General features: G+C 60.0%; 32 protein-coding genes. 7 read left to right on the top strand and 25 right to left on the bottom strand.

Annotation, left to right across the window (positions count from 1 at the left end; translation table 11 throughout):
• Window positions 1-2: 2 nt before the first annotated feature.
• From AB7M29_RS12505 to AB7M29_RS12410, 20 genes are all read right to left on the bottom strand, one after another.
• Window positions 3-506, bottom strand: a complete 504-nt coding sequence (locus AB7M29_RS12505; protein WP_201059377.1) for a phage major tail tube protein — start codon at window positions 504-506, stop codon at window positions 3-5.
• A 12-nt stretch (window positions 507-518) separates the two neighbouring features.
• The gene (locus AB7M29_RS12500; RefSeq protein ID WP_454246945.1) at window positions 519-1,685 is read right to left on the bottom strand and encodes a phage tail sheath subtilisin-like domain-containing protein; all 1,167 of its coding nucleotides are present in this window, start codon (window positions 1,683-1,685) and stop codon (window positions 519-521) included.
• A 102-nt stretch (window positions 1,686-1,787) separates the two neighbouring features.
• The gene (locus AB7M29_RS12495) at window positions 1,788-2,225 is read right to left on the bottom strand and encodes a phage tail protein (protein ID WP_454246944.1); all 438 of its coding nucleotides are present in this window, start codon (window positions 2,223-2,225) and stop codon (window positions 1,788-1,790) included.
• A 9-nt stretch (window positions 2,226-2,234) separates the two neighbouring features.
• Window positions 2,235-3,803, bottom strand: coding sequence for a phage tail-collar fiber domain-containing protein (locus AB7M29_RS12490; protein WP_454246943.1), 1,569 nt, complete (start codon window positions 3,801-3,803; stop codon window positions 2,235-2,237).
• Window positions 3,796-4,404, bottom strand: coding sequence for a phage tail protein I (locus AB7M29_RS12485; protein ID WP_454246942.1), 609 nt, complete (start codon window positions 4,402-4,404; stop codon window positions 3,796-3,798). Before AB7M29_RS12485 ends, AB7M29_RS12490 begins: the two co-directional genes overlap by 8 nt.
• Window positions 4,401-5,288: a baseplate assembly protein gene (locus AB7M29_RS12480; protein ID WP_454246941.1), complete on the bottom strand. Its 888-nt coding sequence runs from the start codon at window positions 5,286-5,288 to the stop codon at window positions 4,401-4,403. The genes AB7M29_RS12485 and AB7M29_RS12480 overlap by 4 nt, the downstream gene beginning before the upstream one ends.
• Window positions 5,285-5,611 carry a GPW/gp25 family protein gene (locus AB7M29_RS12475; protein ID WP_201059388.1) on the bottom strand — a complete coding sequence of 109 codons (327 nt, stop codon included), beginning with the start codon at window positions 5,609-5,611 and terminating at the stop codon, window positions 5,285-5,287. The genes AB7M29_RS12480 and AB7M29_RS12475 overlap by 4 nt, the downstream gene beginning before the upstream one ends.
• Window positions 5,612-5,616: 5 nt before the next feature.
• Complete coding sequence (locus tag AB7M29_RS12470; RefSeq protein ID WP_454246940.1) at window positions 5,617-5,832, bottom strand: hypothetical protein; 216 nt, start codon at window positions 5,830-5,832, stop codon at window positions 5,617-5,619.
• A 52-nt stretch (window positions 5,833-5,884) separates the two neighbouring features.
• Entirely contained in the window at window positions 5,885-6,490 is a 606-nt protein-coding gene (locus tag AB7M29_RS12465; RefSeq protein ID WP_454246939.1) for a phage baseplate assembly protein V, read from the bottom strand.
• Window positions 6,487-7,005, bottom strand: coding sequence for a hypothetical protein (locus AB7M29_RS12460; protein ID WP_454246938.1), 519 nt, complete (start codon window positions 7,003-7,005; stop codon window positions 6,487-6,489). Before AB7M29_RS12460 ends, AB7M29_RS12465 begins: the two co-directional genes overlap by 4 nt.
• A complete protein-coding gene (locus AB7M29_RS12455; protein WP_454246937.1) occupies window positions 6,998-7,663 on the bottom strand; it encodes a hypothetical protein in 666 nt (221 codons plus the stop codon). Before AB7M29_RS12455 ends, AB7M29_RS12460 begins: the two co-directional genes overlap by 8 nt.
• Window positions 7,660-7,980 (bottom strand): head-tail joining protein, encoded by a 321-nt coding sequence (locus tag AB7M29_RS12450; RefSeq protein WP_201059397.1) that lies wholly within the window; start codon window positions 7,978-7,980, stop codon window positions 7,660-7,662. Before AB7M29_RS12450 ends, AB7M29_RS12455 begins: the two co-directional genes overlap by 4 nt.
• A gap of 2 nt (window positions 7,981-7,982) precedes the next feature.
• Entirely contained in the window at window positions 7,983-8,978 is a 996-nt protein-coding gene (locus AB7M29_RS12445; RefSeq protein WP_403138681.1) for a major capsid protein, read from the bottom strand.
• Between the two features lie 61 nt (window positions 8,979-9,039).
• Complete coding sequence (locus tag AB7M29_RS12440) at window positions 9,040-9,384, bottom strand: head decoration protein (protein ID WP_454246936.1); 345 nt, start codon at window positions 9,382-9,384, stop codon at window positions 9,040-9,042.
• Window positions 9,381-10,535: a head maturation protease, ClpP-related gene (locus tag AB7M29_RS12435; RefSeq protein ID WP_454246935.1), complete on the bottom strand. Its 1,155-nt coding sequence runs from the start codon at window positions 10,533-10,535 to the stop codon at window positions 9,381-9,383. The genes AB7M29_RS12440 and AB7M29_RS12435 overlap by 4 nt, the downstream gene beginning before the upstream one ends.
• Entirely contained in the window at window positions 10,532-12,013 is a 1,482-nt protein-coding gene (locus AB7M29_RS12430) for a phage portal protein (protein ID WP_454246934.1), read from the bottom strand. The genes AB7M29_RS12435 and AB7M29_RS12430 overlap by 4 nt, the downstream gene beginning before the upstream one ends.
• Window positions 12,013-12,219: a phage head-tail joining protein gene (locus tag AB7M29_RS12425; protein WP_201059406.1), complete on the bottom strand. Its 207-nt coding sequence runs from the start codon at window positions 12,217-12,219 to the stop codon at window positions 12,013-12,015. The genes AB7M29_RS12430 and AB7M29_RS12425 overlap by 1 nt, the downstream gene beginning before the upstream one ends.
• Before the next feature lies 1 nt (window position 12,220).
• Entirely contained in the window at window positions 12,221-14,242 is a 2,022-nt protein-coding gene (locus tag AB7M29_RS12420; protein ID WP_454246933.1) for a phage terminase large subunit family protein, read from the bottom strand.
• 4 nt (window positions 14,243-14,246) lie between these two features.
• Window positions 14,247-14,849, bottom strand: coding sequence for a terminase small subunit (locus AB7M29_RS12415; RefSeq protein WP_454246932.1), 603 nt, complete (start codon window positions 14,847-14,849; stop codon window positions 14,247-14,249).
• 167 nt (window positions 14,850-15,016) lie between these two features.
• Window positions 15,017-15,361, bottom strand: coding sequence for a phage holin family protein (locus tag AB7M29_RS12410; protein WP_454247028.1), 345 nt, complete (start codon window positions 15,359-15,361; stop codon window positions 15,017-15,019).
• A 107-nt stretch (window positions 15,362-15,468) separates the two neighbouring features.
• Here AB7M29_RS12410 and AB7M29_RS12405 point away from each other — a divergent pair, with 107 nt between their 5' ends.
• Window positions 15,469-15,846: a hypothetical protein gene (locus tag AB7M29_RS12405; protein ID WP_454246931.1), complete on the top strand. Its 378-nt coding sequence runs from the start codon at window positions 15,469-15,471 to the stop codon at window positions 15,844-15,846.
• A 519-nt stretch (window positions 15,847-16,365) separates the two neighbouring features.
• Here the strand turns inward: AB7M29_RS12405 and AB7M29_RS12400 are convergent.
• From AB7M29_RS12400 to AB7M29_RS12380, 5 genes are all read right to left on the bottom strand, one after another.
• Complete coding sequence (locus tag AB7M29_RS12400; protein ID WP_454246930.1) at window positions 16,366-16,728, bottom strand: PA0613 family protein; 363 nt, start codon at window positions 16,726-16,728, stop codon at window positions 16,366-16,368.
• On the bottom strand, window positions 16,721-18,937 hold the full coding sequence (locus AB7M29_RS12395; protein ID WP_454246929.1) for a VapE domain-containing protein: 2,217 nt from the start codon (window positions 18,935-18,937) through the stop codon (window positions 16,721-16,723). Before AB7M29_RS12395 ends, AB7M29_RS12400 begins: the two co-directional genes overlap by 8 nt.
• The gene (locus AB7M29_RS12390; RefSeq protein ID WP_454246928.1) at window positions 18,927-19,157 is read right to left on the bottom strand and encodes a TraR/DksA family transcriptional regulator; all 231 of its coding nucleotides are present in this window, start codon (window positions 19,155-19,157) and stop codon (window positions 18,927-18,929) included. The genes AB7M29_RS12395 and AB7M29_RS12390 overlap by 11 nt, the downstream gene beginning before the upstream one ends.
• Window positions 19,150-19,668 (bottom strand): phage regulatory CII family protein, encoded by a 519-nt coding sequence (locus AB7M29_RS12385; RefSeq protein WP_454246927.1) that lies wholly within the window; start codon window positions 19,666-19,668, stop codon window positions 19,150-19,152. The genes AB7M29_RS12390 and AB7M29_RS12385 overlap by 8 nt, the downstream gene beginning before the upstream one ends.
• Window positions 19,669-19,996: 328 nt before the next feature.
• Window positions 19,997-20,221: a helix-turn-helix transcriptional regulator gene (locus AB7M29_RS12380; protein ID WP_454246926.1), complete on the bottom strand. Its 225-nt coding sequence runs from the start codon at window positions 20,219-20,221 to the stop codon at window positions 19,997-19,999.
• 102 nt (window positions 20,222-20,323) lie between these two features.
• Here AB7M29_RS12380 and AB7M29_RS12375 point away from each other — a divergent pair, with 102 nt between their 5' ends.
• The 6 genes from AB7M29_RS12375 (at window position 20,324) to AB7M29_RS12350 (ending at window position 24,410) form a co-directional block, all read left to right on the top strand.
• Window positions 20,324-21,043, top strand: coding sequence for an XRE family transcriptional regulator (locus tag AB7M29_RS12375; RefSeq protein WP_218394271.1), 720 nt, complete (start codon window positions 20,324-20,326; stop codon window positions 21,041-21,043).
• Window positions 21,044-21,295: 252 nt separating this feature from the next.
• Window positions 21,296-21,886, top strand: a complete 591-nt coding sequence (locus AB7M29_RS12370; protein WP_454246925.1) for a hypothetical protein — start codon at window positions 21,296-21,298, stop codon at window positions 21,884-21,886.
• 10 nt (window positions 21,887-21,896) lie between these two features.
• Window positions 21,897-22,181 (top strand): phage antirepressor KilAC domain-containing protein, encoded by a 285-nt coding sequence (locus AB7M29_RS12365; protein ID WP_454246924.1) that lies wholly within the window; start codon window positions 21,897-21,899, stop codon window positions 22,179-22,181.
• 158 nt (window positions 22,182-22,339) lie between these two features.
• Window positions 22,340-22,657: a pyocin activator PrtN family protein gene (locus AB7M29_RS12360; RefSeq protein WP_454246923.1), complete on the top strand. Its 318-nt coding sequence runs from the start codon at window positions 22,340-22,342 to the stop codon at window positions 22,655-22,657.
• 56 nt (window positions 22,658-22,713) lie between these two features.
• Window positions 22,714-23,361 (top strand): hypothetical protein, encoded by a 648-nt coding sequence (locus AB7M29_RS12355; protein WP_454246922.1) that lies wholly within the window; start codon window positions 22,714-22,716, stop codon window positions 23,359-23,361.
• The gene (locus AB7M29_RS12350; RefSeq protein WP_454248709.1) at window positions 23,262-24,410 is read left to right on the top strand and encodes a tyrosine-type recombinase/integrase; all 1,149 of its coding nucleotides are present in this window, start codon (window positions 23,262-23,264) and stop codon (window positions 24,408-24,410) included. Before AB7M29_RS12355 ends, AB7M29_RS12350 begins: the two co-directional genes overlap by 100 nt.
• The last annotated feature ends 560 nt before the right edge of the window (window positions 24,411-24,970 follow it).

The following is a 24,970-nucleotide window of genomic DNA, read 5'->3' as shown; positions in this document are numbered from 1 at the left end:
CCTTAGAGGCCGAGAGCCGAGCGTTCGGCGGCTGCTTGATCGACGCCGTCGACCACCATCACCATGTTGAGCGGGTCGATCTCGTACATGACCCGGCCGTCGATCTCCAGCTTGTAGTAGACCAGTTTGACCGCGTGCTTGATTTCAGCCTTGTCGGCCGGTTTCCAGTCGCCCATGTCGACCTCTTTGATGCCGCCGCGCATGGTCACAATGACCGGCGTGACCACGCCCCGCAGGCCCTTGAAGGCGCCGCGGAACACGAGATTGCAAGCGGTCTGATCAGCCAGGCCGAAGTACTTCAGCGCCTCGCGGCGCACGCCGTTGGTGGTAAACGCCGCTTCCAGCTTTTCCAGCCCCATGGCGATTTCGACCGGCGACAACATGCCGCCGCCCTGGTAGTCGTCGGTCTTTTGGGTCAGCTTGGGCAGCGACAGGGTCGGCACGTCGCCGGCGAAACTGACGCCGTCGACGAACGCGTTACAGTTGGAGAGAACTTGAGGAATCATTGAACGGCCCCCTTAGGCTGCTTCAAGAACTTCGGTCGCCCATTGATCGGTGACTTCGAAGAGGAAATTCGGGTTTTCCGCCGGCGGCACGTCGGTGAAACGGATGCGCCAGTAGACTTTGCCCTGCATGATTTGGCTGGCCGTGCTCATTTCGTCGTCCGCGTAGACTTCGAAATTGATCACCGCCCCCCGGTTCTTTTCGTCGCGCATGAACGCCTGAAGGCCTTCGGTGACGTCCTTGACATAGGTCTTGGTGATCGAGCGGTCGACCGCCCACTTGTGCCCGGCCTGCACCGCATCCATGAGGATGTCGCAAGTCCTCACGCGGGTGATGAACGCCCATTTCGGATCGCTGGACAGCGTGCGGTTGCCCCACAGACGGAAACCGCCGTCGCGAATGATCGTGGTGATGTTCGCGTTATTGAGCAGGTTGGCCCGGCAGGTGGCGTCGCCATCCAGGTACTCGACCGGGCGGCTCGTGCCGGTGATGCCGACAAACTCCTTGTTCGATGGCGACGCCCAGTAGCCGTACTCGGCATCGGTCCAGGCAAACAGACCCGCCGTCCACGCCGAGCCTGGGGCATCGACCGTCGCGCTCTCGACCGTGTCCCAGAACTGCACACCCGGATCGACCATAAACAGGCGCTTGCTGCCGAAGTTCAAGGCATAGGCCATGGCGGCCTCATCGGTGGTATTCGGCCCGTCGATGATGGCGATCGCGCGCAACTTGCCGGCCAGGGCATCCATGGCTGTGGCCACGGCCTGCGTCGACGAATGCCCCGGGGCGATCAACAGTTTGGGCTGGGCGTTGTGCTTGCTCTTGCCGTCCAGCAGCGCCTGAAGGCCGGTACGCTGGCCATCGGCGAGAACTCCACCGATGATGGCGGACGTTTGCAGCGCGGCGTCTTCGAGCTTGGGCACGCCGACAGCGACGATCACCGCCTTGGCACGCACGTAGATCGCGGCCGCCGCTTTGGCGATGGCCGAGCCTGCGCCGAACGCCGCGATGGCTTCGCGCTCAGAGGTGATCAGCTTCAGCTCGCCGGCCTTGGCCGTACCGCCGCCGAGGAGGCCTGGGGTGAAGGTGCCGCACAGACCGATGATCGACGACGACGGCAGCGAAATGGTCCGCGCCCCGGTGTCGAGCAGCGTGGTCGTAACGCCGTGAAAGAAACTCATAAGGCAATCTCCAGAAACGAGAAAGCCCCGCATAAGCGAGGCTGTGAGGGATGTTCGTGTTACGCGTAACGGAAAAGAAAACGCCCTGTCAGTGCGGGGCGTTTATTGGGCTTGGTCGGCGATCCAGTCCGGTGCCGTTGGCCGGTGCTGGCTGTCGGAAAAATCTGGCGACTGAGGCCAATCGCGCAGGGCCTGCATGTATACCAAAAGTTCGTTAAATTGCACGGGCATCAGCGTCGTTTGCTCGCCAATGTCGAGTTGGTCGCGGTGCCGCTCACGCAGCCACTTAACACGCTCGATCTCTGCATCACGCCATAACCGCTCTTGCACCGAAAGCGCCTCGGCCGTTGGCGGCAAGGGATCGATCAGAACCGGCAGACCCTGCGCATCGTGGCCGCGAATCTTTCCGGGGGCCGGGTTGCCAATCACCGACAGAAAGCGCTCTTCATCGATAGGGACCACATCGGCCGGCATATTGGCGCCGTGTACGCTGGCCAGGTAGGTGCAGCCCGTGGTTTTACTGTAATAGCGAGTGTCCATGGCGTGTCCTTAGTAACCGATAGAGAGGTAAGTGACTTTGGCGTTCTGGACGACCGCTGACCACTCCAGCGCCGCCCACATGAAGCCTGAAAGACTCTTGCCGGTGAGGTACGCATTCCAGTTACCGGCGGCACTTTCTGCACAGGACAGCAATGTCTGATAGTGGGCATTAGGAAATGCCAGCGGCAGCGAATAAGGCACTGAGACGCCACTCGCAATGTCGCCGACCGGAATTTGGCCCCACTGAATAATCAGGCCACCCAACCATGTCGGGAAAACGATGTAGCCGTTGTCTGCGCGGCTGATCGCGAACCCCCAACGCAATTTTTTCGGGGTGACGATCGTGGTGTCATTCACGCCGGCATCCGTCAGCGCCTGTGTGGCGATTTTGGCTGTGCCCTGATTAGTTTCCGTAGCCTGAGCCGCCAAAGCAGCCAGTGCGGCAATATCAATATTTCCCTGATTGATCGGCGCGTTCCAGGCCTTGATGCACCACATCACCGCCAAGTTGCGCGGGCGGGTTTCACCGCCCCCCATAGCATCGCCGTTTAGAGCTTCCACTCCCGATGTTTTACTGGTCGTATCAGGCTGCCCAGAAAGGCCCAGCTGCACCGTAGCAGCCACAGACGAACCAGTACCGCCGCCGTACTTTGCCGACATGTAATGCTGGTGTTCTTTGACTTCATCACCCTGATAGCTACCGATGGCCCGCCCAGCATCGATCCCGCGCCCATGGTCCCAGCCACGCAGGAACTCGCCGCGCGACTCAGGCAGACGGAAATTGCCCACCCCTTCGTTGCCCAGGTTGAAGGTAGTACCAAGGAACGCCGCCAAATCTGGATAGGCCGCAATACTCTTGACGCTGCCGTCAATCTCCAGAAACCCGGGCGCGATCTTGTCCAGTGGAAACGCCACCGTGGCCCCTACTGGCAACGCCGAAGCCTGCGCAATCATCGCCTCGATTTGGGCCTTGGTGAACGCGTCCGTGATGCCCATCCCGGCCAACGTGTTGGGGTTATCACCCGATACCACAATCCCCCGATCGTTGGTCTTGACTCGCGTGTATTCGCCGGGCGCCTTGTTCTTCGGCAGCACTTCCAGAATGGCCGCGTCGACGTAGGCGCGCGAGGCCAGCACAATCGCCGGATCGATCTTGAGCGTGATGTTGCCGGTGCTGGTGACGATGAAGTTCATCCGCACGATTTGCGTGCGGCCCGAGCCTTGCGACAGGATCGGCTTGAAGCTCGGCGCACAGTTGGCCACCGCCACCAGATCCCCATCCGCGTCGTACAGACCGATTTCGCGAATCCACTTGCCACCCTCCTCCGCCGGGATAATCTGCTCGGCGATCAGCACCGCAGGGTTGATCGGGTCGATCTTGAGCTGATTCAGCGGCCGGCGACGCCATTCGTTGATCAGCGTGGTTTGCGAGGCATTGGGGATCGGGTCGGTGTTGTTAGCATCGCCCACACCCATTTCGGTGATCTTCCAGGGAATGCCGAGCGCATCGGCGTTCGCCTGCTTGGCCATTCCCACGTTCGTGAGGATGGCGAAAAACTGGGAATTCACATCAATCATGGTAAACGTCCAGGGTATCTATGGAGTGTTCGCGCCCCACCACGCCGAAGCGGCCCGTGACCTCGATGTCACGCATCACCGGCGGGTAAACGTCGATTTCGTCGCCTTCGTACAGGGCGACACTGATGTTCAGATTGCCTTGGGTTTCGAGGCTGATCGCCAATCCCGTCAGGTGCCGGGTGACCGGCTTGGCGTCGTCGATCAGGCGTTCCAGCTCCTGATACATTTCTTCGGTGATCCCGGTATCCAGAACACCAACCTTCAGCGCGAAGGTGCCCGGCACGCCTTTGGGCACCGTCTTGAACCACTCGACGATTTCGATCAGGTAGCCCAGGGGCTCGACCACCCGGCGCAAGGCGCCGATGGTCCCCTTGTGGGCATGGATGTAGAACGAGGCCTTGATCGCGGCGCGCTTGGTCGCTTCAGGCCACCGGTAATCCCAGCGATCGACTGACCACGCCCATGCCAGATGGGGCAGCAGATGCACCGGGCAGGTATCGGCGTTGTAGAGCGTGCGCAGCGGGACAATCGTGCGCTCGTAAAACGTCGCCTCCAGGGCGCGCTCCAGTTGCGTGCTATTGCTGGGCAGCAGACTCCTCATGTCGCCCCCGCCATCGTCACGCTATAGTCGAAGCACCAGGCCGCCTGCGCCTTGGTCGGGGCCAGGTCGACCCAGCCGGGCAACTCGACCCGGGAAACGCCGGCAACGTGCAACTGAGCGTCAATCGCCGACCGCGCCACCTCAACCCCCAACCGCTTGCGGGGATTGATCCAGGCCGCCAGTCGCTTGATGGCCTCGGCCAAACTGGCATCCCCCTCAGGCCCGGCGCTGCTCATGTGCAAAATGGCGTCGATGCGGTAGCGGATAATCTCCGCGCTCTGCACCGTCACCCAGTCGGTCAGCGGCCGCACATCCTCATCATTCAGTGCCGTGTCCACGACGGCCAATAGATCAGGGCCGGCCTCGCCTTCCCCTTCCGAACTCAGCACCGTTACCGTAACGCAGCACGGCGCCGGGCTTTCCGCCGTGGCGTCCGCCACCAACCCCGACGCGTTACGCGAATGCAGGATGTAGCTGTTACGCGGGCCGGCCGTGGTCAACCCCTCAAAGGCCAACTGGATGCGCTCGCGAAACGGATCGTCCTTTTCCCTGATCTCCGGTACCGGCGGCACCGCTGTCAGATCCTCGGCCTGAATCACCAGGCGCTTCAGGTTGTAATTAGCTCCCAACTGGTCGAGGTCGCTGCCTATGGCATGGGCCAGTAACAGCGCCTTGGCGCCGTCGTTGACCCGGGCGCGGTTCCCGACCTTGATGTAAGCCCCGAGCTCGATCACTTTGGTGACCGGGTCACTTTCCAGCGTCGCGGTCCAGTTGCTCCCCATGTAGTCGCGAAAGACGCCCAGCCCTTCCTCATAGGTCGCCTCAAAGTCCAAAGGCTCCAGCACATCTGGCGCCGGCAGGGCCGACAGATCCAGTAGACTCATACGCTGACCTCCACAAGAAAGCTGTCACCGAGGTAGTCGCCGGCAATGCTCAGATTGATTTGCCCGCCCAGTACCGACAGCACGCGCACGCGCTCCAGCTTCAGCCGCGGCTCCCAGCGTTCCAGGGCACGAATGGCTTCCGCTTGCACGGAGCTTTTCCACCCCTCATTGACGGGCAAGTCCACGTAGGAGCGAACCTTGCTGCCGTACTCCGGCCGGTGCCGGCGGCTACCCAGTGACGTGCCCAGGACGTCACCCATGGACTGGCGCAGATGCTCGATGCCGGAAATGGGCTGGCCGGTATGGCGATCCATTCCGATCATCTACATCACTCCTTCAGCGGCTCAAGCTCGGGATGGGCATTCAGGTACGCGACGGCCTGCTCATCGGAAACGGACACCTCGACGCGCCCCTTGGCCACCGACAGCGTGCGATCACTGTCAGGGATGATCAGGGTGCGCGACGTATAAACCTTGTCGCGAAAGGTCAGCAGCAGATCCGTCGGCGACTGATCGGCGGCAGGCTGTTCGGTGGTCTTGGCCATGTTTTCTCCAGGCATAAAAAACCCGCACTAGGCGGGCTGGATGGATTGTTGATTAGTGCGTGTGATGGTTGTCGCTGGATCCTGCCGCGAGGATCGAGGCACCACCGGTGATGTCCTGCGTTACGTGTAACGTGCCGGCAATTTCCACTGCCGCGACCAACTTGATCGCGGCCGATTTGACCGTCATAGAATCGGGAGTCAGTGCGGCCTCGGTGCCGCCGACCTTCACCGTCACGGCGTTATCCGTCACGGTGACCTCGGTGCTGCCGACCTTGATCATCACTGTCCCGGTGGGCAGCGTGATGGTGTAGGTCTTGGCCTGCCAGTCGTAGATCAGCGAGCCCCCATCATCAAAGCGCCAGACCTCCACATGATCGCGGTTGTCCGGCTGGGCCCCGGCATTGCCATACAGGCCCGGGATAAAGGTGCCCATGGCTGCCTGCCCGCTGGGGTTGAACAACACGCCTTGCTCGCCCAGGCTCGGCGCGCGCCAGTGTCGCGCCTTGCCGGCCGCGAGGCTGTGCCAGCGCACCCAGGCGCTGATCCATTCGCCATTGGAGACACGGATCATCGCCGCCGGCAGATCCACGCCGACCACCACGCACGGCATCAGCATGGCGGCGATCATGCGGTCATGTTCCGCACTGGCGTAGCTCACGACAGATCCTCCGGCGCTACAAAATCCTCTTTGGCATCGTCATTGATGCCAACCATCAGCGTACCCGGCGGCTCGTCCGGCCATGGCCATTCCTCAACACCCAAATAAATCTGGTGGGTCCACTCCACCAACCAGACCACGTAGCCGTCGAGCTCCGGCTTGGTCCAGTCCTGTGTGGCCTGCACGAACTCGGCTGGCTCTACCTCCAAGCCCCAGGTTTGCAGGCGCAACAACACGGCCAATTGCGCCGCCAGGTGCGCGGCCTGCTGGCAGTGCTTCGGGCGGATCGGATCAACGATGATCCGCGCTTCGAACCGGCAAATCAGGCTGGTCTCGCCGGTACCGATATCAACACCCGGTTCCATTTCTGCCATTTCAATGAACACCACCGGCAATGCGATGCGGTCCTTGACGTTGGGCCACGCTGTGACCGCTTTGACGCCAGACAGATTGCTCGCCAGGTGCTGCTCGATCGTCTGATAAAGTTGGTCCAGGCTAAAAGTCTCGTCAGACATGGGCCGCCCCCTTCAGGTACTTCTGCAGCTCAAAGTTGAGCTCTTGTTGCAGTATCTCCAGCAGACGTGCATCGGCCCGTTTGACCCAGGTGTCGAAGTGCGGACGGGCTTGCTCCAGCGACACCTTGGCTTTGGCCAGCGGAAAGCGATCGCCGTTTTCCGCAACCCAACCCGAACTGGCACCACCGCCTCCCGACACTGTGCTGTCGGGATAGTCGTCCGCGTTGAAGTGCTTGCTCGCGGTGCGGATCCAGATGTCGGGTTTGTTGCCATAGACCTTCTTGAGGAAGGCCCCTTGATACCGCCGACCGGCCACCGACACGCCGCTGCCGGACTGCCGTGCTCGCCCGATCCGGCTGGACTCGATCGCGTTGAGACCAAACCACAACTTGCCACTCGTGGCTCCACCGGACACCGGATAACTGCGCAGACGCTGACGCACCGCCGCGACGGCGATGCGCTCTTGCCGGCTGACTGCTCGGGCAATGTGAGTGCGCAGCCAACCCAGCGTCTTGTTGATCGCTCGACGGTGCGCTGCTGCGGCTGCTTTCGGTACCAGCTTGGCGAAGTCTTGGAACGCTTTCAGGTCCGCCGCCGAGGACTGGATGGACAGCATCCCGCCCCCCGCCGACGGTTTGAAGTAGCTGCCGACACTCATGCGCGCATCCTCAAAATCAAGGCGACCAGACCGTCACCGCTAGGCTCCAGCTGCAGCAGGTCATACTCGCCACCACCGTCCAACTCTGGCAGTTCGATGGTGACCAGCAAACCCTGCTCCAGTCCATGCGAGTCGCTGACGCGAATCTCGAAACGAGGCTCGCGCAGACCGGTGTTGAGCTTGCCGATCTTCGGCTGCAGCCAGGGCGCGGAGAACATGCCCAGCACAGGTTCCTCCCGGCCTTCGATCCGCGCGGTGTCACCCAGGGTCTCGAACACCACCGCGTCGACTTCGGCGATCAGATCGCGAAAGCCCATGGTCAGAGCTCCAGCAGGATCTGCGCGAGCGGTCGGGTGCACAGGTGCAGCGGGTTCGATTGGGCTTCACCGGCCATGCCTTTGTTGAACGGCATCGGTTCGATCTTGCTGTAGTACGGCACGCCCTCAGTGTTGACCGTTTCCATGTAGTCCGCCGGGGCAAACACCGAGATGTACAGGTCCGGGACGCCTTCAGGAATCAACAGCGCCTTGTCGTCATGGATGAAAGTCACGCCCGCGATCTTGCCGCGATAGCGCTCCCAGACGATGCCGCCAAACTCGAAGCTTTCACGGGCATCACCGCGCAATGCGGCCGCCTGCTGGCTGTTGAGGAACGTTTCCTTGACCGACTTGTGGACGATCAGCTTGTTCCAGAAGTTCTTGCCACACAGCGCCCGCGATCCGCTGCTGGTGACACTGCCCAGTGCATCCTCCTGCAAGTCCAACGCTTCGCCGCATTTGACCCGCAGCTCCGTATCGGGGCTGTTGAGGCCCATGGACATTTTCTTACGCGTCACGCCAAAGGTTTTATAGATGTCCAGCAGGACCGTCGAACCGTCTGCATCCAGAATCTGGCCATTGAGCGCACCCATGCGCTGGAATTCGTGCGTGGCATCGAGCTGTCGACGCGCTTTGGCCAGCCGTTTGTTGACCACGTCCTGCACCGCCTGCAACTCGGAACGCGTACCGAACGCGCGGATCCCCTGAATCTCATCAGCCTTGATCGCAAAGCGCTGTGGCAGGTGTACGGTGTTGAACGGGATCAGGTTGCGTTTGGTGCCGCTGACCACCAGACCGGACGTGCCGCGCTCACCCGCCGGGACCAGTGCCAGGGTGTCGCCGTCCTTTTCAATCTGCACCGTCAGGGTGGTGATGCCCTCTTCCTGAAACAGGCCGAGGCTGCTAATACGGCCCGGCAGGTATTCCTGTTCGTTGATGGCGGCGGTCAGCGAAGAGACCGAAAACGCGTCATCGTTAAAGATTTCAATGTCAGCCATGAAGCTATCTCCAGAAAGCAAAAAACCCGCACTCGGCGGGTTCGGTAATCAGGGGATCGTCTTAGCGGACGATCAGGAAATGGGTGGCCAGCGCCTTTTCAGCGGCCGGATCCAGACCGGTGAGATGGGCTTCGCTGACCTCGGCCAAGCGCACCACGGCACGGCCGCGACGGACCACATCGGACTCGCCCAGTGGACCGTAGAGAATGGCGATAGCGTTTTCGCTGCCGTCTTCGGCGGTTGGGTTGTACGGGGCGAACTCACCGCTAATGCTAACCAGGCCGAGGATCTGCCCCGGCTCCAGCGCCGGCCCAGCCGCGACGTTGATGGCTTCGCGGGAAATGGTGCCGGCGGCTTCGGACAGGAGGAACTCGCCTGCATGCATCGGCTCTCGTTGAATCGTCATCGTCTTGCTCCTGTAGCAGATTGGGGTTTAGCGGTTTGCGCGGCTTGGCGCGCCGACCAGATAGAGGGTTGATCGATTTGCTTGGCCTGCACCTTCGGTGCTGGGTCGTCGTCCAGCGGTAGACTGTTGTCGATTTCGAAGCCCTTGCCGCTGCCGACGATCTTGTCGAAGAGGCGCGCCCGAACCGCCGCTGCATCCAGGCCGGCCGCGACGAACTCGACACTGAACTCTGGCAACCGTGCTGCCACACAGAGGTCATTCACGGCCTTGGCGCGGGTCAGCCCCGCCTGAACGATCTCCTCGCTTTCGAGGTTGGTCGAACTGAGCAACGGCGCCACCAGGTTGCTGATGCCCGCCTCGCCGCAACGCTGGGTGATCATCAGCGCTAATTTGGCTGCATCGACTACGGTCGGCTCCGGTGGCGGGTTGTCTGGCTCTAGTTCGGGATCCGGTTCAGGTGACTCGTCGAGCTGGGCCAGCAGTTCGGCCGGTGCGTGCTGGTAACGCTGCAGCACACCACCCTGGCCGAGGCAGGCCTTGACCTTGATCCCGTCACCGACTTCATCGGCCAGGCCCAAGACCACGGCTTCGTTGGCGGTTAGCCAAGTTTCAGCGGCGACCAACCGGCGCAACTCGACCTCATCGATCTCCGGCGCCTTGGCCTTGTAGGCCGCAATGATCGCCTCCATGGTTTGGTCGAGGACATCGGCCACCTTGCGGAAGTCTTCGGCATCCCCGGCCGCGTAGGTCCATGGGTTGTGAATCATCAGCATGGCGTTGGCTGCAATGACAACCTTGTGCGCACCGCACACCGCGACGCTGGCCGCACTGGCGGCCAGCGCGTCAATCCGACCGGTGCAACGCTCGCCCAAACGCGACAGCGCGTTGTGCATGGCCAAGCCGTCAAACAAATCGCCGCCGATGCTGTTGAACGCGGCGATTACCGGCGAGACGCCATCGTCCATGGCGCGCAGATCCTGCACGAACTGATTGGCGGTAATACCCCAGGCGCCGATCTCACCATAGACGAACACTTCAATGACTCGCTCGGCGGCTTCGCCGCTGGCTTGCAGGGCATACCAGGTTTTGTCCTGTACCTGCACGCGTTGGCCCGCTCGGTTATAAATGCGCGGGCGCGCTTTCTTGCTCATGGTTGCTCCTTGTCGTCGATGGGGACGAAAGCTTCGAGAGTGGTGTAATTGAGGCCTAGAGCTGTGGCCCGGGCCAGATCGGCGGCGTTTTCCGCGTCGACCGTTTCCGCGTCATAGCCGGTGCGCAGGACCATCTCGCTACGCGAGGCAAAGCCCGCCTGCACTTCCATCCGCCGGGCCTGCACGTCCTGCACCGGCTGGATGTAGGCCCAGCCTTGCGGCACCCAACGTGTGCGCAGGTATTCGCGACGACGCTGTGCGTAGTCTTCCAGCACCAGAGCGCCCGACAGCACCGCCATGTCCATCCAGGCAGCCCGGACCGGGCGGCAGAGCTGGTGGACGTAAACGCTGAATTGCAGTTGCTCCAGGCGACGCCGGAATTCGTTGAGCACCACCCGCAGCGCCCGGTCGTTGACCTCGCGCATGTCGCCCGTGAGGATCTCGTAAGGCGTCCCCGTCCCCGCTGCCGCAGCCATCAGCTGCTGTCGCATGAAGTCCGGGTAGTTGTTACCGGCATCCGGCGGCTTGGAGAACTCGACCTCTTCACCCGGCCCCAGCTCTTGCATAGTGCCGGGCTCCAGCGCCACCATCGGCGTGAAGCCGTCACGGTCCAGGCTCAACGGTTGGCCGGTGACGGGATCTCTCGGCACTGGTCCAGAGTCCTGCGGCGGTCGACTGATGAAACCGGCAAACAGGTTGGCCACCTCCTGACGGAACAGCACCGCGTCGTCGTAGTTGTCGAGACTGCGCAGGCGCTTGAGCACCGGCGACAATCGCGGCACACCGCGCAACTGACCCGGCTCGACTGGCTCGAAGATGTGCAGCACCTGGGCGGCCGGCACGCGCACCAATTGGTTGTATCCGGCGTTCAGTGACGACGCATCACGCGGATGCGACAGGTACATCCAGTACGCTTCTCGTTTGCCGCCCGGAGTGAACTCGATCCCGGCACGGATGATGTTGCCGTCTCGGGTGGTCTCGAACTTGTCGTGCGGAACAAATTCCGGCGCCAGCGCCTGGATCTGCAACGGCACCGCCAGGCCCTCGTCCAGACTGCGCGGCCGCAGGCGAACAAAACATTCGCCGGAGGTCTCTACCGTGCGGGCGATCAGCGCCTGCTGGCCGTAAAAGTCGGTGCGCTCATCCGCGTCCGACTCGTCGACCCAGTCCTCCCAGAGTTCCTGCAGCAACTTGCGCAGGGCTTCGTCGTCAGTCTTGGGACGCGGCGTGATACCGGTGCCAATCAGGTTACTGACGCGCTTGTCGATCACGTTGTAGGCATACGGATCGTTGCGAACCGCTGCCCGTGAACGCGAGCGCAAGTTGCGCAGTGCCGGGGTGTTGATGCTGTTGATCCCGTTGTCGGGAGCATCCCAGCCAGTGGATCGGCGCCCCTCTCCGGCGCCTTCGTAACTGGCCTTGATGTTCGACGGCAGCAAGAATCCGTTACGGGTCAGCGTCGGATAGTGGCGGGCCATTAGACTCCTTTGCCTCCGTGGTACAGCCGAACCACGCGCGAGCGTGGCCCGGCAGCGCTGATCAGCGACGTGCGGATTTCTTCGCGAGCCTTGAGCAACTCGTCAACGGTGCGGTACTCCACGGTGCGGTCGGTGTAGCGCACGGTTTTCTCACCGCGAGCAATAGCCGCCTCAACCGCGTCGAGGTGCTTCTGGGTAAATGACATATCAGCGTCTCTTCAGGTAACCGCTGGTGGAACTGCGGCGTTGAGGTGGCGGTGCTGCGGGTCGCGATGGCGCGGCCGGAGCAGCGAGTTGCGGAGTCGGTTGTAGAGCAACAACGGGGGTTGCATGACCAGCACTGCTAACGCGTTCGCCCTGAACGGGCTTGATGCCCAGGGCTTCGTCAAACAGACCGGATTGTGCCAGGGACTGACGCACCCGCTCCCAGTCGTGTTCCTTGTAACGGTTGAGGCCCAAGTAGTGCGCCATCGCCAGGCAGTACACCATCAGGTCGAGTGCTTCGTTACGCTCAGCCTTGCCCTTGACCCATTCGATTCGCTTGTGTCCGCGGATGTAGCGGGCGACCTTGCGCTCCGCAACGCACTGGTCGAAGAAGTCATCCGGCAGGTCATTGGCAAAGTGCAGCGCGCCCGGACCGGCTTCGAACGGGTAGCGGTTGTAGATCCAGTCCTTGGCAGTGTCGGTACCAACGAACCAGAGCTCGGCGCCATTGCGTTCGGTCTGTCCCTTCCACGTTACGTCGACCATCGACGGCCGCTGAGCAATCACCGGCTTGCCGGGCTTGCTCGCACCCTTGATGGCGAACACGTTTCGCCAGCGACGGACGCGGCAGAACTGATAGACCTCGTCGGTGTGATGACCACCGGAATCGACGGCCACCGCAAGAATGCCGAGGCCGACACCGCACGGGTGGCGGTATTTAGCCTTGAGCAGTTCATCCAGCGCGGTCCAAGTACGCTCGTCTGCGGGATCACCCGAAACCACCTGGTAGTCGACGACCCAGCGCTCCATGCCCACGCCCCAGCCCATGGCCATGAACTCCAGACGGTTGGCCTGAACGTCGACGGCACCGGTGATCATCAGCACGGCAGCCGGCAGCGAGCCAAGACCGAAGCCTTCCAGCCGCGCCCGTTGTCTGAGCACATCGGCTTTGGTTTGCTCTTGGGCGGCGTCCCAGACCTTCGCCAGACGGGTGTTGTAGAACACCTGCATCGGCTCAAGATCGCCTTTGGCCTGGGCCTTTTTGGCCTTCTCGAATTGCTTGGCCAAGGACTTCCAGTCCATCCAGCCCAGCGGCGAATACAGCGCGTTGAGGTGAAAGCCGACCGTCTCGCCATCACCCTCGGCATGGGCACGCCACTCGCCGTTAGCAAGCATCTCGCCCTTGTAGTATTCCTCGATCAGCACGTCGCAGTCAGGGCCTGCGCACTGGTAATGCACGACGCTGAAGTCCTGCGAGTAGTGCAGCCGTTCCCACTCCAGGGTTTGCATGTGTCCGCAAGTCGGGCAAGGCACGTAGTAGTGGCGCTGATCGCTGCCGTCGAACAGGTCGGCGATCCGCGACGCGCCCTTGATTGTTGGCGAGCTGGAGAAGTAGAACTTAGCGTTGCGGCCGAAGGTGCTGCCCCGGGTTTCCGCCAGCTCGATGGGGTCGCCCTCCTCGCCGATATCCACCTCCCAGCGATCAATCTCGTCGCCATAGACATAGCGTGCCGACAGCTCCGACAAGTTGGCCGCCGAACCGGCGGTGGTGACGTACAACGTCCCGCCCTCAAACTCCTTGGTGTCCATAGTGTTGCGTGAATCCCGCGAGCGGTTGGCCGCCACTCGTTCGCGCAGCACTGGCGTGGCCTTGATAGTCTTGCCGATCCGTGACGACACCCGTTTGGCCAGGCCTAGGCTTGGCAGCAAGGCCAGAATGTTGGACGGCGCCATGTGCATCAGGCCGCCGATCCAGTTCAGGCCGATCTGGGTTTTCATCAGCTGCGACGCGACCATGGTGATCACGCGCTTGCAGGGGTGAGCCGGTGACAGACAACGCATGGGCTCGCGGGCATATGGCGTGCGCGAGGTGCGGTACTGGCCCGGCTCAGCGGCGCCGGTGTCACGCGGAATCCGCATGTATTCATCGGCCCACTGATCGATCCAGACGTCCGGGTCGGGCCGTAGCCCACGGAAATACGCCTCGCGGTACACCTCTGCACCGTCAGGAATTTCCGTGGGCATGGGCTTAACTCGTGGTCAGTTCGTGTTCAAGGTCCGCTGAAGACATGCGCTCGGCGTCTTCCAGCGAGCGACGGATCGCCGCCGTGAGGTGCTTTTCGATTTCCCAAGGATCCGTCATGGAGGCCAGTTCGGGCGCTAGCTGCGGTGGCATGCCCAGCAGCTGATCGCGCAGCATGCGGCCGGCGTTGTAGGCGCCGGTCTGAACCGCCGTCATGGCGACCAGAGAACCCTTGGCCTTGTGCAACTCGATCTCGGCGAGCTGGGCCAGGTTGTGTTCGCGCAGTGCGCGGGCTTTCTGAAAGTCGGGCAGCTGCCCCGCAGGAGTAATCGCGGGCGGCGGCGCAGCCATTGAAGTCGGCTCGACCTGACTGGATAGCTGGCTGTACACGTCACGCTGAAGCCGGTCTTGGTGGTGGCGGTCAGCGACGGCGGTCTTGCTGGGGTCAGCGGTGTCGCGAATCAACGCTTCGCTGGCCAGCACATCCACCTGCTTGCCGTCGGCGGTCAGCACCAGTCGGTCGTTGTTTTTCAACCAGGTGATGTAGCTGGGCGCCCTGCCGATCCGAGCCGCGAAGGCGCTCTTTGACAGGTACATTGGTTCTGTCATAAGCCCTCCTTTTCAACGGCTTTTCAATGGAAACCTTTCAATTTCAATGGATTGAATTTCAGTAAGCTGGCAACCCTGCCGCTAACACTTTCCCGCGGGTTTCCGACCCCGTACCCCTCGGATAACTCCAGGGTCCCCGGCGATTTTCGGCGCCCCGGAACGGTGCATCACCCCTGTTCGCTGCGTGCCGGCGACACCTCGCTGACGCCCAGCCGCTTGGCAGCCCAACGTTCGTAGAGACCGATGGCAACATCGGCGCCGGCCATCGCGGTCAGACAGCCCAAGCTGCCCGCCGTCCAGATCGACATACCTGCGGCAATCATCAGCATCATCGCCGACACGCCGCAGACAATGCAGGCACCGGACCGCAGCGCCAGTCGCCGCAACAATGCCCAGCCCCGCGCCCCGTCTTTATCGGCTCGCCACATCTCACCCGATACGCCGCCGACCAAGGCCAGAACGATCACTAACCAAATCGGCATCTCTGCCAGCGCTTGCTGCTCGTTTGTCATATGATTTTCCTGATTAATCGTCGACGACTCTTCGGTTGTGTATTGCGCTGCCAAGTCATTGCTGAGTTTCATAACTCGCATGTTCTTTTTTTCTTATGGGGGTATTCATGACGGGCTTTGAGTTGGTAAGCCTTGCAGTTGGTGTTGCTGGTGTACTGGCAGGGTTGGTAGCTGTTCCTGCTTTTGTCCTGATGTGGACACAAGCCACTGAAGACCAGAAAGAACGCTTCCGAAGGTTTTGGGCCAAGCTGGGTCAAAAGGCATACAGGGTCTGGGTTTACTTATCCTGTGCAGTCCTTGTAGCGACTGGGGTCGGGAAAGTGGCTCAGTTTGCAACCAACTCCGCCCCCATGACTCGGCTCGACGTTCTGCTGCTGCTCATGAATTTGATGAGCCTTACCGTCTTTTCAGTGGTATCGCTGGTTGTGATCGTTGGCTTTCAGCTAACGGACAAGAAGAAAAGCGCACACGCCGCAAGTCTGTAATTCAAAAACGCAAAAACCCGGCGCAATGGCCGGGTTTGGTGTGTGGTGCCTGCCGCTCTCTGCGGTCGCACCTATCGAAGATGACTACTTTTTACAGGTGGATTCCGGTGGCAGCAACCCCACTTTAATGCCACCCGGTGAATATGTGGGTAACGCAGGGTGAACGCCTAGGCAATGTCGGTGAATACACCACCTCGGCTATTTGTTGCTGTTGTGCTGTCCCATCTGTCCCACCTTTCAGAATCGAAGTGGGACGCCTGAGAGCGCCTACATTCGGGGCTTTGCCCCACTGTCCTACTTTTCTATCTTCTTTCTCGTGTAAAGGAAGGAATTGAATAACACGCGTGCGCGCCACGGGCGCGTGCTGGTGTCCGCTGTGCTCACATGGGCGGGGCGCTCCAACAGGCGGGACGGTGGGACAGCCCAACAACGACGCGGCCCGCGCTTGTCCCACCACGTTAAAACGCAGTGGGACAAGGCGGGCCAGTGGGACAACGACAGCCGGAGTTGTGCCTGGGGTCACGCAGCCTTCCCCATCAACATGCCGGCGATACACAGGTGCGCCTCATGCAAGCGCTGGTAATAGGTCTCGCGACTGCAACCGCAATGGGTGTACTTCTGCGACAAGAAGCTTTCGTGATTGCAGTAGTGCTCTCGCACGACCACCGACAACTGCGGCGCCAGATGCTTGTTCACGATCAGCTCGATATCCGCCGATTCATCCAGCAGCACCCGGCTGCCGCGAGTCCCGCGAATCAGCTCTCCTTTGCATTCCATCAACATCGCAATCATGTTGCCGCCGCCCAATTCCGAACCGCCTTCGTGTTGGCTGTGCAGATCCTCAGCCCACAGCTTGAGCATCTCGTCGATTCGCTTAATCAAAGCAAGGCTCCTCAAACGCTTCCCGCTGCAACGCCGAGGCACCACCCCAACCTGCCGGTTTCTTGTAGGCCCACGGACGCTGCCCACTCTTCGCCAACGCCGGCATGCGGGTACGCCTCCAGCCAAGCCGATGCATGATTGCCCCCACCCGCATCTGCTCAGGCTTGCCCCAATGCCCGAAGTCGAGCTTCAGCGCGCTGGTCAGCACCTCGCTGCCAGTTGTGGTTTCACCGATCTGCGATTCCTCCAACCAGGTCAGGATTGGCCCTTCCCATTCGTCCACCACAAAACGCTCATCCTGTGCCTCGGCGAACATCGGGGCTTCGTCAGGCGTCACCCACCAGATATCCCCCGCCTCATAGCAGAACATCGCCTCGGCCCAGAGCTGATCGCGGATCTCGCGTAGTTTCTCCAGGTCGACCTTGGTGCAGGCGACCGGCCAATAGCGCCGGTTACCGGTGGCGTCCTTGAGGTACTCGTCCTGGTTGGTCGTACCCACGAACACACACTGGCGTGGCACGTCGTTCGTTCTGCGGCCGTAGCTCTCGCGGTAGGTATCGGTGGATGCGGAGAAAAACTGCTTGGCCTTGGTGCTCTCAGCCTTGTTAAAGCTGTCCAGCTCGCCCAGCTCGACAATCCACTTGCCGCGGATTGCCTGAAACCCGTCCTTGTCGCCCAAGGCAAAAGGCGTGTCCATAAACCATTCGCCACCAAGGATGCTCATCGCCGTCGATTTACCAGCGCCCTGTGCACCTTCCAGAATCATCACCGAGTCAGCCTTGCAGCCGGGCTTCATCACCCGCCCCACCGCCGAGAGCATCCAACGCTTGCCGACCCTGGCCGAATAGCCGCTGGCCTGCACGCCCATCACATCGGTCAGCCAGCTTTCCAGCCGAGGCATCCGGTCCCATTCAAGTTTGTTCAGGTACTCACGCACCGGATGAAACGCATGGTCATGCGCCACGACACTCACCGCCTCAATCACGTGCGACGACTTCACCCGCAGGTTGTACTGCTGCGCGAGCCACTTCATCACCCGCACGTCGTCGATATCAGCCCAGTCTCCGGTGCCACCGCCATAAGGCGCGGAGCGTAGCTTGACGATCTTGGAACTGAAGGCGCTGTAACTGATCACCCCAGCCCAGCGTTCGTCGTTGCCGAGAATCAACTCGACGTTCTGCATGTGCGCGATCAGCGCACCGTTTTCAGTGCGGGCTAATTGATCCTTCCAACCACCCGCTGCCGGTGGCTTGACCACCGCTAGGACCTGACGACGGACCGCCTCCAAGCCTTCGGCAACGTGCAGGTCATTGAAATCGGTCCACTTGTCTTCCCGCTCACCAGAGAAGATCGGCGCAACAACCTGACCGCCGACGATCAATGCGGCGTTGTTCGCCTTTTCTTCACCGGGGTTCCAGGGCTCGCCATTAGGGCGCTTGGTCTTCCAGTCATCATCGCGGCAGACGATTAATGGGCAACCCGGAAAGCGCTCGCGCATGGCCTTGCAGACAACCAGCAAGTTACCCGCGTCGAAGGCGATGGCCACGGTCAGCGAGGTCGCCATGTGCAGGCTGGCGCCGGTAGCGTACCCCTCACACACCAGCACTGGTTCACCCGGTTCAGGGTGAGGACCAATCAGGTGAAAGGCGCCCTCTTTGGACATCCCGTAAGGCCAGTAGGATTTGTCCCGACCGGTGTCTTCCTGCTTGGTAGGAAACACCACCTGGAGGCCGACGATCTGATCCCGCACGTTGCACATAGGCACCAAAAACGCGCCCGTGCGCGGCGCGTAGCGAACACCAAAACCGACGATCTGCTTTCGTGCCAGATAGTCGCTGCGGCCCTTTTCCGGCATGCGCTTGAACAGGCCCGCCGCCCGGTTTGCCGCTCGACGTGCCGCGTTGGCCGCGATCTCGGCCGCGCGGCGCTTGGCGTCTTCCTGCCGAGCGCGCATGACCTCACGCTCTTCCGGCGACATCCGCCCGGCCTTGACTTTGATCTTTTGCGACTCACCCGAACGCCAGTCACCGAAACTGCCGAAGATCAGCGTTTCATTTTTCTCGGTCCGATGCTCATGGACGACGTACCAACCGTTTTTTTCCTTGCCCTTGTCCTGCGAAGTCTTGCACCGGGTCAGCTTGCCGAAAATCAGCGGCTGCTCAGGCTCAAGGCCATAGTCTGCGAATTGACCCAATACCTCATCGAGCATGCCGGGCCTCTCGCGATTCTTCGATGGACTGGCAGCTCAAGCACTGAGTGCAACCCGCTTGAGCCAACCGGCGAGACTCCGGAATCGGATCATCACAACTCTCGCAGAACAGAAATGAATGCACCGCCAAAGCGGGCTTGGCGGCGTTACGACGGGCAGCCAGGGCTTGATCAAGACGCTCCTGAACCAGATCATTAGCAAAGTCGGCGATATCAGCCATGGTCGACACCCCGCGTTGTCTGATTGACATAGGTGGCGCGGTTGAACATCCCCAGCAGCCCCTGAATACCGCGAAACACCTGCAGGCGGATCGCGGCCAGTTCGTGGTCACTGACCACGCCGTCACCGATGCTCTTGGCCCATGTATCAGCCAAGTCCGCTACTTGCCGAAAGTACTCAGCAATGCCGGTAGTCAAGGTTTCCGGCATGTCGTTGGTGTACGCCTCGGCCAATTCCTGCCAGGTCGTATCCCCCACCAACGCGTGTACCGCATCCAGAATGCGACGGTCCTTGGTCAGCTCCAGGATCTCGCCAAACTCCTGAATGTTGACCGTGTGACTTGGGTGCGTTGGAGAAAGCTTGTGCTGCAGCGTGCTGGCGTTTCTGCCGGTGGTGGCGGCAATTGCAGCGGCGCCGCCGGGATAGTCCCGAGCAGCATGGTAAAGCGCTAGATCGAGCGGCAGAATTTCCCGCTGCGCCCGTTCTACAGAACTCAGAGCGATTCGACTCATGGCATTAATCCTTGTAAGTTGCCAGTGCCGCGCGACATGCAGTGGTGATACATTTGCCGCGTGGCTTGAAAGGGCCCAAACGCCGGCTAGATCCTCAAGATCGATACCGGCACCGTGTCGAGGCAAACGATCCGTCGTTCACCTCTGGCGCAACAGCTGCCCAATCTGTGGTGGAAAAGGCAGCAACACCAAGGCTTCCGAGCCTTGGAAAGCGCGGTAAAAGAAGGCGGTTTAGCATGTGGTGTGCCCGCCTATCTTTATCGCGACCCGACAGCGCTGTGGTGGTGCGTGCCGGGAGGAACTGGGCGGCCCTTGGGTCGCCTTTTTTCTAAGCAGCTTTTGATGTTTCCCGCTCTGGTGGAAAAACATCGTCAAGTGAGCAAGCGGCCCCCAATTGATTCAGAGCAGAGGTGATTGCCCTACACTCACTGAGGCCTGGCATTCTGTGACCAGACTCGTAGTTACTTAGCCTTGTCTGGGTCCAACCAAGCAGCTCACCAAGATCCCTTTGTTTTATCTGTGCCTCCTTTCTGAGGCTGGCAATTCGGTTCATGAATCTGACTCCTTTTGACCTCGCACACTCTAAACACGCATCGTGATTATTTCAACACGATAAGTGAGAAAAAAACATTTCATTACGTGATAAAAATTCCGAATGGAAACTTTAGGCTCCCGCATCAAGCGGCTCAGAAAACAAAAAGGGTTCAGCCAGAAACAATTGGCTGAAGAATGCGGCTGGTCATCACAATCCCGAATAGGGAACTACGAGAGCGACCTCAGGGAACCTAATCTCGCAGACCTGACACTGCTTGCTCCTGCGCTTGGCGTATCGATCGCAGAGTTGATTAGTGGCACCAATTCTCAACAACTCGTTCCGGCACAGGCCAATCTTGAACCGCAGATACTGAGCAGGGCACCCAAAAAGACAGCAGGTGTTGTCAAGCCGATTGGACCTACGAAGGAAGGAGTGGTGCCAGTAGTCGGCACGGCAAAACTAGGCATGGATGGTTATTTCGAGGCACTAGATTTCCCTGTCGGGCATGGTGATGGCTATCTCCACATTTATAGTGATGACCCTAACGCGTACGGCCTCAGGGTCATCGGCGATAGCATGCATCCACGAATCAAAAGTGGCGAATACGTTCTCATTGAGCCCAACAAGATATACGTCACCGGAGACGAGGTGATGGTTCAAACCCAAGACGGCCGGTCAATGATCAAAGAGTTCATCTACCTGCGAGATGGCGTATATCGGTTTGACAGTGTCAACCAGGACCATAGCCCCCTTCACCTCGATCAGCATGACGTCTCCAAGGTACATCTAGTGGGCGGGATACTGAAGTCATCACGGTTTGCGCATGACAAGCCCGAATAATCACGCACCGTGTTGACACGGTAAACACAATACGTGATATTTGTCTCACTCTTCCACCACAGAGCGAGGCAACACCATGCACACCACAGCAACCTTGCACGTCCATCCCGCGTGCACCAGCAACCGGAAACTAATCGAGCAGCTGCAATCCACCACCGGCTGCTTGATCATTATCCACAACAACAAACCCAAGCTCGTCGCCCAAAACTATCAGCCCTTCCCCTCCGACCCAAATGGCGGAGGGCACGCAGCATGAGCAAGTTCAAACTCGACAACCGCACCCTGCAGTTGCTCAACGCTCAGGTCAACCTGACCGAGACCTTCAATCACGTACTGAGGTCGGCCCCCAAACGTGAATCCTTGGCGTTCCGTCTCAAGGTTGAACGTGACACATCGGAGACCATTTTCGTCGTCGAACTGGGTAGCGAACGCCACACGCTGACCTTGAAAAACGCCAAGAAGATGCACCTCAAACTGGCCGACTTCATCGAAGAAATTGCCAACGGCCCGTTCGACCCGAGCAACACCAGCGACCTGGAGCATCGTCCTCACGCAAGCCGCGAATACGGCCGGTTTGAAATCCAGGACAAACAGCGCGTGTTCGAGCTGGTGCGCACCGGCGGCACACTGAGTCTCGACATGGGCTTCGACGTCCCCCTGCACGTCGCGGTGCACCGCACCCACACGCGCCCCGGCGTCACCACCATTCTCAGCATTGGCGTAAAGAGCCCACACACCAAATGCTTCACCGTGTGCGGCACCGATGTCGAGATCTACGGCAAGGTCACCGAGTCCATTAACCATCTCGCTGCAGCGGCAACCCCAGCCGCGCACGCTGCATGAGGGGGATGCCATGGAACGCACGCTCGCCCAAGCCGCAGCCCAACTTGGCCTGACCCGGACCCAGCTAATAGCTCTCATGCAGGAAAAAGGTCTGCTCAACGAATGCAGATTGCCGGCTTACCCCATCCGCGACCGCGAATACCTGCGGGTCAAGGATGGACAGTGGTATCACGAAAAATTCGGCCTGCAGTACAGCCAGTCGACCCGGGTCAAGCAAGCCGGCATCCGTTGGCTGGCCGACCAGTTGAGTATCGACCTTCCTGCTATCCCGGCAGACAACCGTGACGTGGCCTAGGGAATATGCCCGCCAGATCATCGCCATGCGGACACGCGAGGAGCGCAATGCCGCGCTCCTCGAAGTGCCCGAACATCTGCGCGAGCTGACCAGATGCCACTGCCTGAATGCCTGGAATCATCCAGCAAGAAAACAACGCAAGGAGGCTGAACAAGCCGATGACTAACACCGGACAATCCCCACTCCGGCTACAACCCGCACCCGAATCGGCCACCGTAGAACTGCTCTACCGCACCTTCGGCGACGTGTTGATCCCACTGGAAAAAGTACGCGAGCAGTACTTCCGCAACCTCAACGAGCAGTCGTTTGTAGCGGAGATCAACAGCGGCCGGATTCAGCTTCCCATCACCACGCTGGACACCAGCCGCAAGGCACCGAAGTACGCCCACATCCGGCATGTCGCCTCACTGATCGACATCCGTGCCTACAAGGCGGATGAAGAAATGCTGCGACCGCAGGACGAACCAACCGAGTAAGACCACCAACCCAAATGGCTGCCACCACCAGCCAAGTGATACCAGGAGCACACCACATGACAGCGATTCAACCAGCGCCTGATGGACCAACTCGCTATCGAACACCGGAGGAAAGCGGCATGAAAACGAACCGGCATACCACCCAGGCATCGACCGCTTTGCTCCGCCACGCTAATGGCGTCGACGCACAAAAAACAAAGAGTCTCTGCTGCGCAGCAGCAGGCATTACTGCGTCTATCAGCGCCACTGCCGAAGCACTTATACCCCACGAAAAGCTGCGCCAAGCAGCCACATCCAATGCAACGCTAAACGCTTGGGATCGCCCGCCCGCGCAGCCTGTTGTGGGGTATACGCACTTCGACAACTCAGCAGAACCACTCGCTCAGACCTACCAGATCGACAAAATTCCGGAAGACAAGATGGCCGAACTGGTCGGCACCACCCGCCGAGCGTTGCAAGGCAAGCGCGCCAGAGGCGTCATCCCCAAAGGGGTCTGGAACACCATCGACAGTCGCATTTACTACAGCCTAAGGAGATACGAAGCATGGCTCGAGAGCCAATGGGATTGCCCACCGGAGTTGAATTTGCTGGACAGTCCGTCCGTATTCGCTTCACCTGGAACGGGCAACGCCGTTGCGAAACCCTCCCCTATCCCCAAACGCCGAAGGGGATTAAGGCTGCCGCCGACCTACGCGCTCACGTAACCAGCCTGATCAAGCATGGCGTGCTGGATGATCAGCGCTATGCCGAACTGTTCCCCAACTCCACTTACGCCAACTACTCGGCGACTCCCCGTTTCGGGGAGTACGCCCAGGAGTGGCTTAACAGTCGCGAGATCGTGGCCGGGACGCGCAAGAACTATCTAGGTTCCCTCAATTTGTACTGGATGCCCTACCTCGCAATGCTGCCCATCGACAGCATCACGTCGGTGATGCTGCGCAAGGTGGTAGCGAACACCGAATGGCCATCACCGGGTGTGAAGCGCTCGGCGATCCAGCGCCTGACCACGGTGTTCGGCACCGCGGTGAAAGACGGGCTGATCAACCGCAACCCGGTTGAATCGATCGAACTGCCGGCGAAAGCCAAGAAGCCGATTGACCCCTTCACGGTGGATGAGGCCAATAAGATCATCGCTCACCTGTACGAGACCCTGACCCACTCGATGCGCATCTACGCGGCGTACTTCGAGTTCGCCTTCTATACCGGCATGCGCCCGAGCGAAATGGCGGCGCTGCGCTGGGAGGAGGTCGACCAGGAGAAGCGCCTGGTCAACGTGTGTCGGATCGTCGCGGACTACAAGATCGAGGAGCGCACCAAAACCCGCACTATCCGCCAGGTCATGCTCAACAGTCGCGCTTTGCACGCTATAGAACAAGCCGAGCGCATGGCCAAGCAACGCACGCAGCAGAGCCGCCGCAAGCAAGCGAAGTCGCCGTTTGTGTTCCCGCCGACCAAGAACTTCGAGTTCATCCAGCAATCGAGTGTGACCGACAAACATTTCCAGGCTGCGCTGACCGAATTGGGGATTCGCACTCGCCGGCAATACAACTGCCGACACACTTACGCAACCATGTGCCTCATGGCGGGTATGAACCCTGCGTTTATTGCCACTCAACTCGGTCATAGCGTTCAGATGTTGCTATCGACCTACGCCCGATGGATCAACTCCAGCACCGACTGGGGTGAGCTCGGGAAGCTCGAAAACAGCTGGAGTGGTAAAAAATTGCTACAGACAGAAACAGTACCCCACTGAAACTATGGAATCAGCCTCTGTGACACTGGAACCACCCCGCTACGTTATAAGAGCGGTTTTCTAAGTGTCCCGGGGCCTTATTGCAGACTTTAGAATCAAGCCGCTTATAGCCGATAGCAATAACACTTATTTTATATATTTCGGATACCTATAGCTTCTGAAATCCGCCCTTGCTAACCGGATTGGCTTGGCTTGGCCGGGAGCGGACAGGCCTGAGGCCTTCATGTTCTTCCCGTGGCTCCAATGTAAAGGTAAATACGCTACCGTTGATGCCAGAGAGTTTACTTCTACTCTTCATGCGAAGCTATGACCTCGTTTTTTGCATTGGTAGGTAACTATCACCCTTGGCGAAGCCCCGAACTTCTTCACTTTTAGTTTCAGCTCAGGCACTTAGGATCAAGAAAACGTCATTCAAATTATCCTCCCTTTAGCCATAAATAAATAATTGACGAATTAGGCATTCAAACATTTGACAGAGTGAGTTCTCCCAACAAGAATTGCCCAGCGCGTTTCCAAGGTTGGGATCGCGCAACAAGGAGAAATTCTTTTCTAGAATTTCA

The organism is Pseudomonas sp. F-14 TE3623, from assembly GCF_053629015.1.
The sequence above is the reverse complement of the archived record's forward strand: the minus strand, read 5'-3'. Positions and strand labels throughout refer to the sequence as shown.

Coding starts and splice junctions, on each gene's coding strand:
- AB7M29_RS12380 (WP_454246926.1), bottom strand. CDS start 20,221: ATGAACCGAATTGCCAGCCTCAGAAAGGAGGCACAGATAAAACAAAGG.
- AB7M29_RS12500 (WP_454246945.1), bottom strand. CDS start 1,685: ATGAGTTTCTTTCACGGCGTTACGACCACGCTGCTCGACACCGGGGCG.
- AB7M29_RS12490 (WP_454246943.1), bottom strand. CDS start 3,803: ATGATTGATGTGAATTCCCAGTTTTTCGCCATCCTCACGAACGTGGGA.
- AB7M29_RS12415 (WP_454246932.1), bottom strand. CDS start 14,849: ATGACAGAACCAATGTACCTGTCAAAGAGCGCCTTCGCGGCTCGGATC.
- AB7M29_RS12455 (WP_454246937.1), bottom strand. CDS start 7,663: ATGAGTGTCGGCAGCTACTTCAAACCGTCGGCGGGGGGCGGGATGCTG.
- AB7M29_RS12495 (WP_454246944.1), bottom strand. CDS start 2,225: ATGGACACTCGCTATTACAGTAAAACCACGGGCTGCACCTACCTGGCC.
- AB7M29_RS12355 (WP_454246922.1), top strand. CDS start 22,714: ATGACAGCGATTCAACCAGCGCCTGATGGACCAACTCGCTATCGAACA.
- AB7M29_RS12390 (WP_454246928.1), bottom strand. CDS start 19,157: ATGGCTGATATCGCCGACTTTGCTAATGATCTGGTTCAGGAGCGTCTT.
- AB7M29_RS12440 (WP_454246936.1), bottom strand. CDS start 9,384: ATGACGATTCAACGAGAGCCGATGCATGCAGGCGAGTTCCTCCTGTCC.
- AB7M29_RS12410 (WP_454247028.1), bottom strand. CDS start 15,361: ATGACAAACGAGCAGCAAGCGCTGGCAGAGATGCCGATTTGGTTAGTG.
- AB7M29_RS12405 (WP_454246931.1), top strand. CDS start 15,469: ATGACGGGCTTTGAGTTGGTAAGCCTTGCAGTTGGTGTTGCTGGTGTA.
- AB7M29_RS12475 (WP_201059388.1), bottom strand. CDS start 5,611: ATGATCGGAATGGATCGCCATACCGGCCAGCCCATTTCCGGCATCGAG.
- AB7M29_RS12445 (WP_403138681.1), bottom strand. CDS start 8,978: ATGGCTGACATTGAAATCTTTAACGATGACGCGTTTTCGGTCTCTTCG.
- AB7M29_RS12420 (WP_454246933.1), bottom strand. CDS start 14,242: ATGCCCACGGAAATTCCTGACGGTGCAGAGGTGTACCGCGAGGCGTAT.
- AB7M29_RS12385 (WP_454246927.1), bottom strand. CDS start 19,668: ATGAGTCGAATCGCTCTGAGTTCTGTAGAACGGGCGCAGCGGGAAATT.
- AB7M29_RS12425 (WP_201059406.1), bottom strand. CDS start 12,219: ATGTCATTTACCCAGAAGCACCTCGACGCGGTTGAGGCGGCTATTGCT.
- AB7M29_RS12365 (WP_454246924.1), top strand. CDS start 21,897: ATGGAACGCACGCTCGCCCAAGCCGCAGCCCAACTTGGCCTGACCCGG.
- AB7M29_RS12370 (WP_454246925.1), top strand. CDS start 21,296: ATGAGCAAGTTCAAACTCGACAACCGCACCCTGCAGTTGCTCAACGCT.
- AB7M29_RS12375 (WP_218394271.1), top strand. CDS start 20,324: ATGGAAACTTTAGGCTCCCGCATCAAGCGGCTCAGAAAACAAAAAGGG.
- AB7M29_RS12460 (WP_454246938.1), bottom strand. CDS start 7,005: ATGTCTGACGAGACTTTTAGCCTGGACCAACTTTATCAGACGATCGAG.
- AB7M29_RS12480 (WP_454246941.1), bottom strand. CDS start 5,288: ATGAGTCTACTGGATCTGTCGGCCCTGCCGGCGCCAGATGTGCTGGAG.
- AB7M29_RS12450 (WP_201059397.1), bottom strand. CDS start 7,980: ATGGGCTTTCGCGATCTGATCGCCGAAGTCGACGCGGTGGTGTTCGAG.
- AB7M29_RS12505 (WP_201059377.1), bottom strand. CDS start 506: ATGATTCCTCAAGTTCTCTCCAACTGTAACGCGTTCGTCGACGGCGTC.
- AB7M29_RS12470 (WP_454246940.1), bottom strand. CDS start 5,832: ATGGCCAAGACCACCGAACAGCCTGCCGCCGATCAGTCGCCGACGGAT.
- AB7M29_RS12485 (WP_454246942.1), bottom strand. CDS start 4,404: ATGAGGAGTCTGCTGCCCAGCAATAGCACGCAACTGGAGCGCGCCCTG.
- AB7M29_RS12360 (WP_454246923.1), top strand. CDS start 22,340: ATGACTAACACCGGACAATCCCCACTCCGGCTACAACCCGCACCCGAA.
- AB7M29_RS12395 (WP_454246929.1), bottom strand. CDS start 18,937: ATGCTCGATGAGGTATTGGGTCAATTCGCAGACTATGGCCTTGAGCCT.
- AB7M29_RS12435 (WP_454246935.1), bottom strand. CDS start 10,535: ATGAGCAAGAAAGCGCGCCCGCGCATTTATAACCGAGCGGGCCAACGC.
- AB7M29_RS12430 (WP_454246934.1), bottom strand. CDS start 12,013: ATGGCCCGCCACTATCCGACGCTGACCCGTAACGGATTCTTGCTGCCG.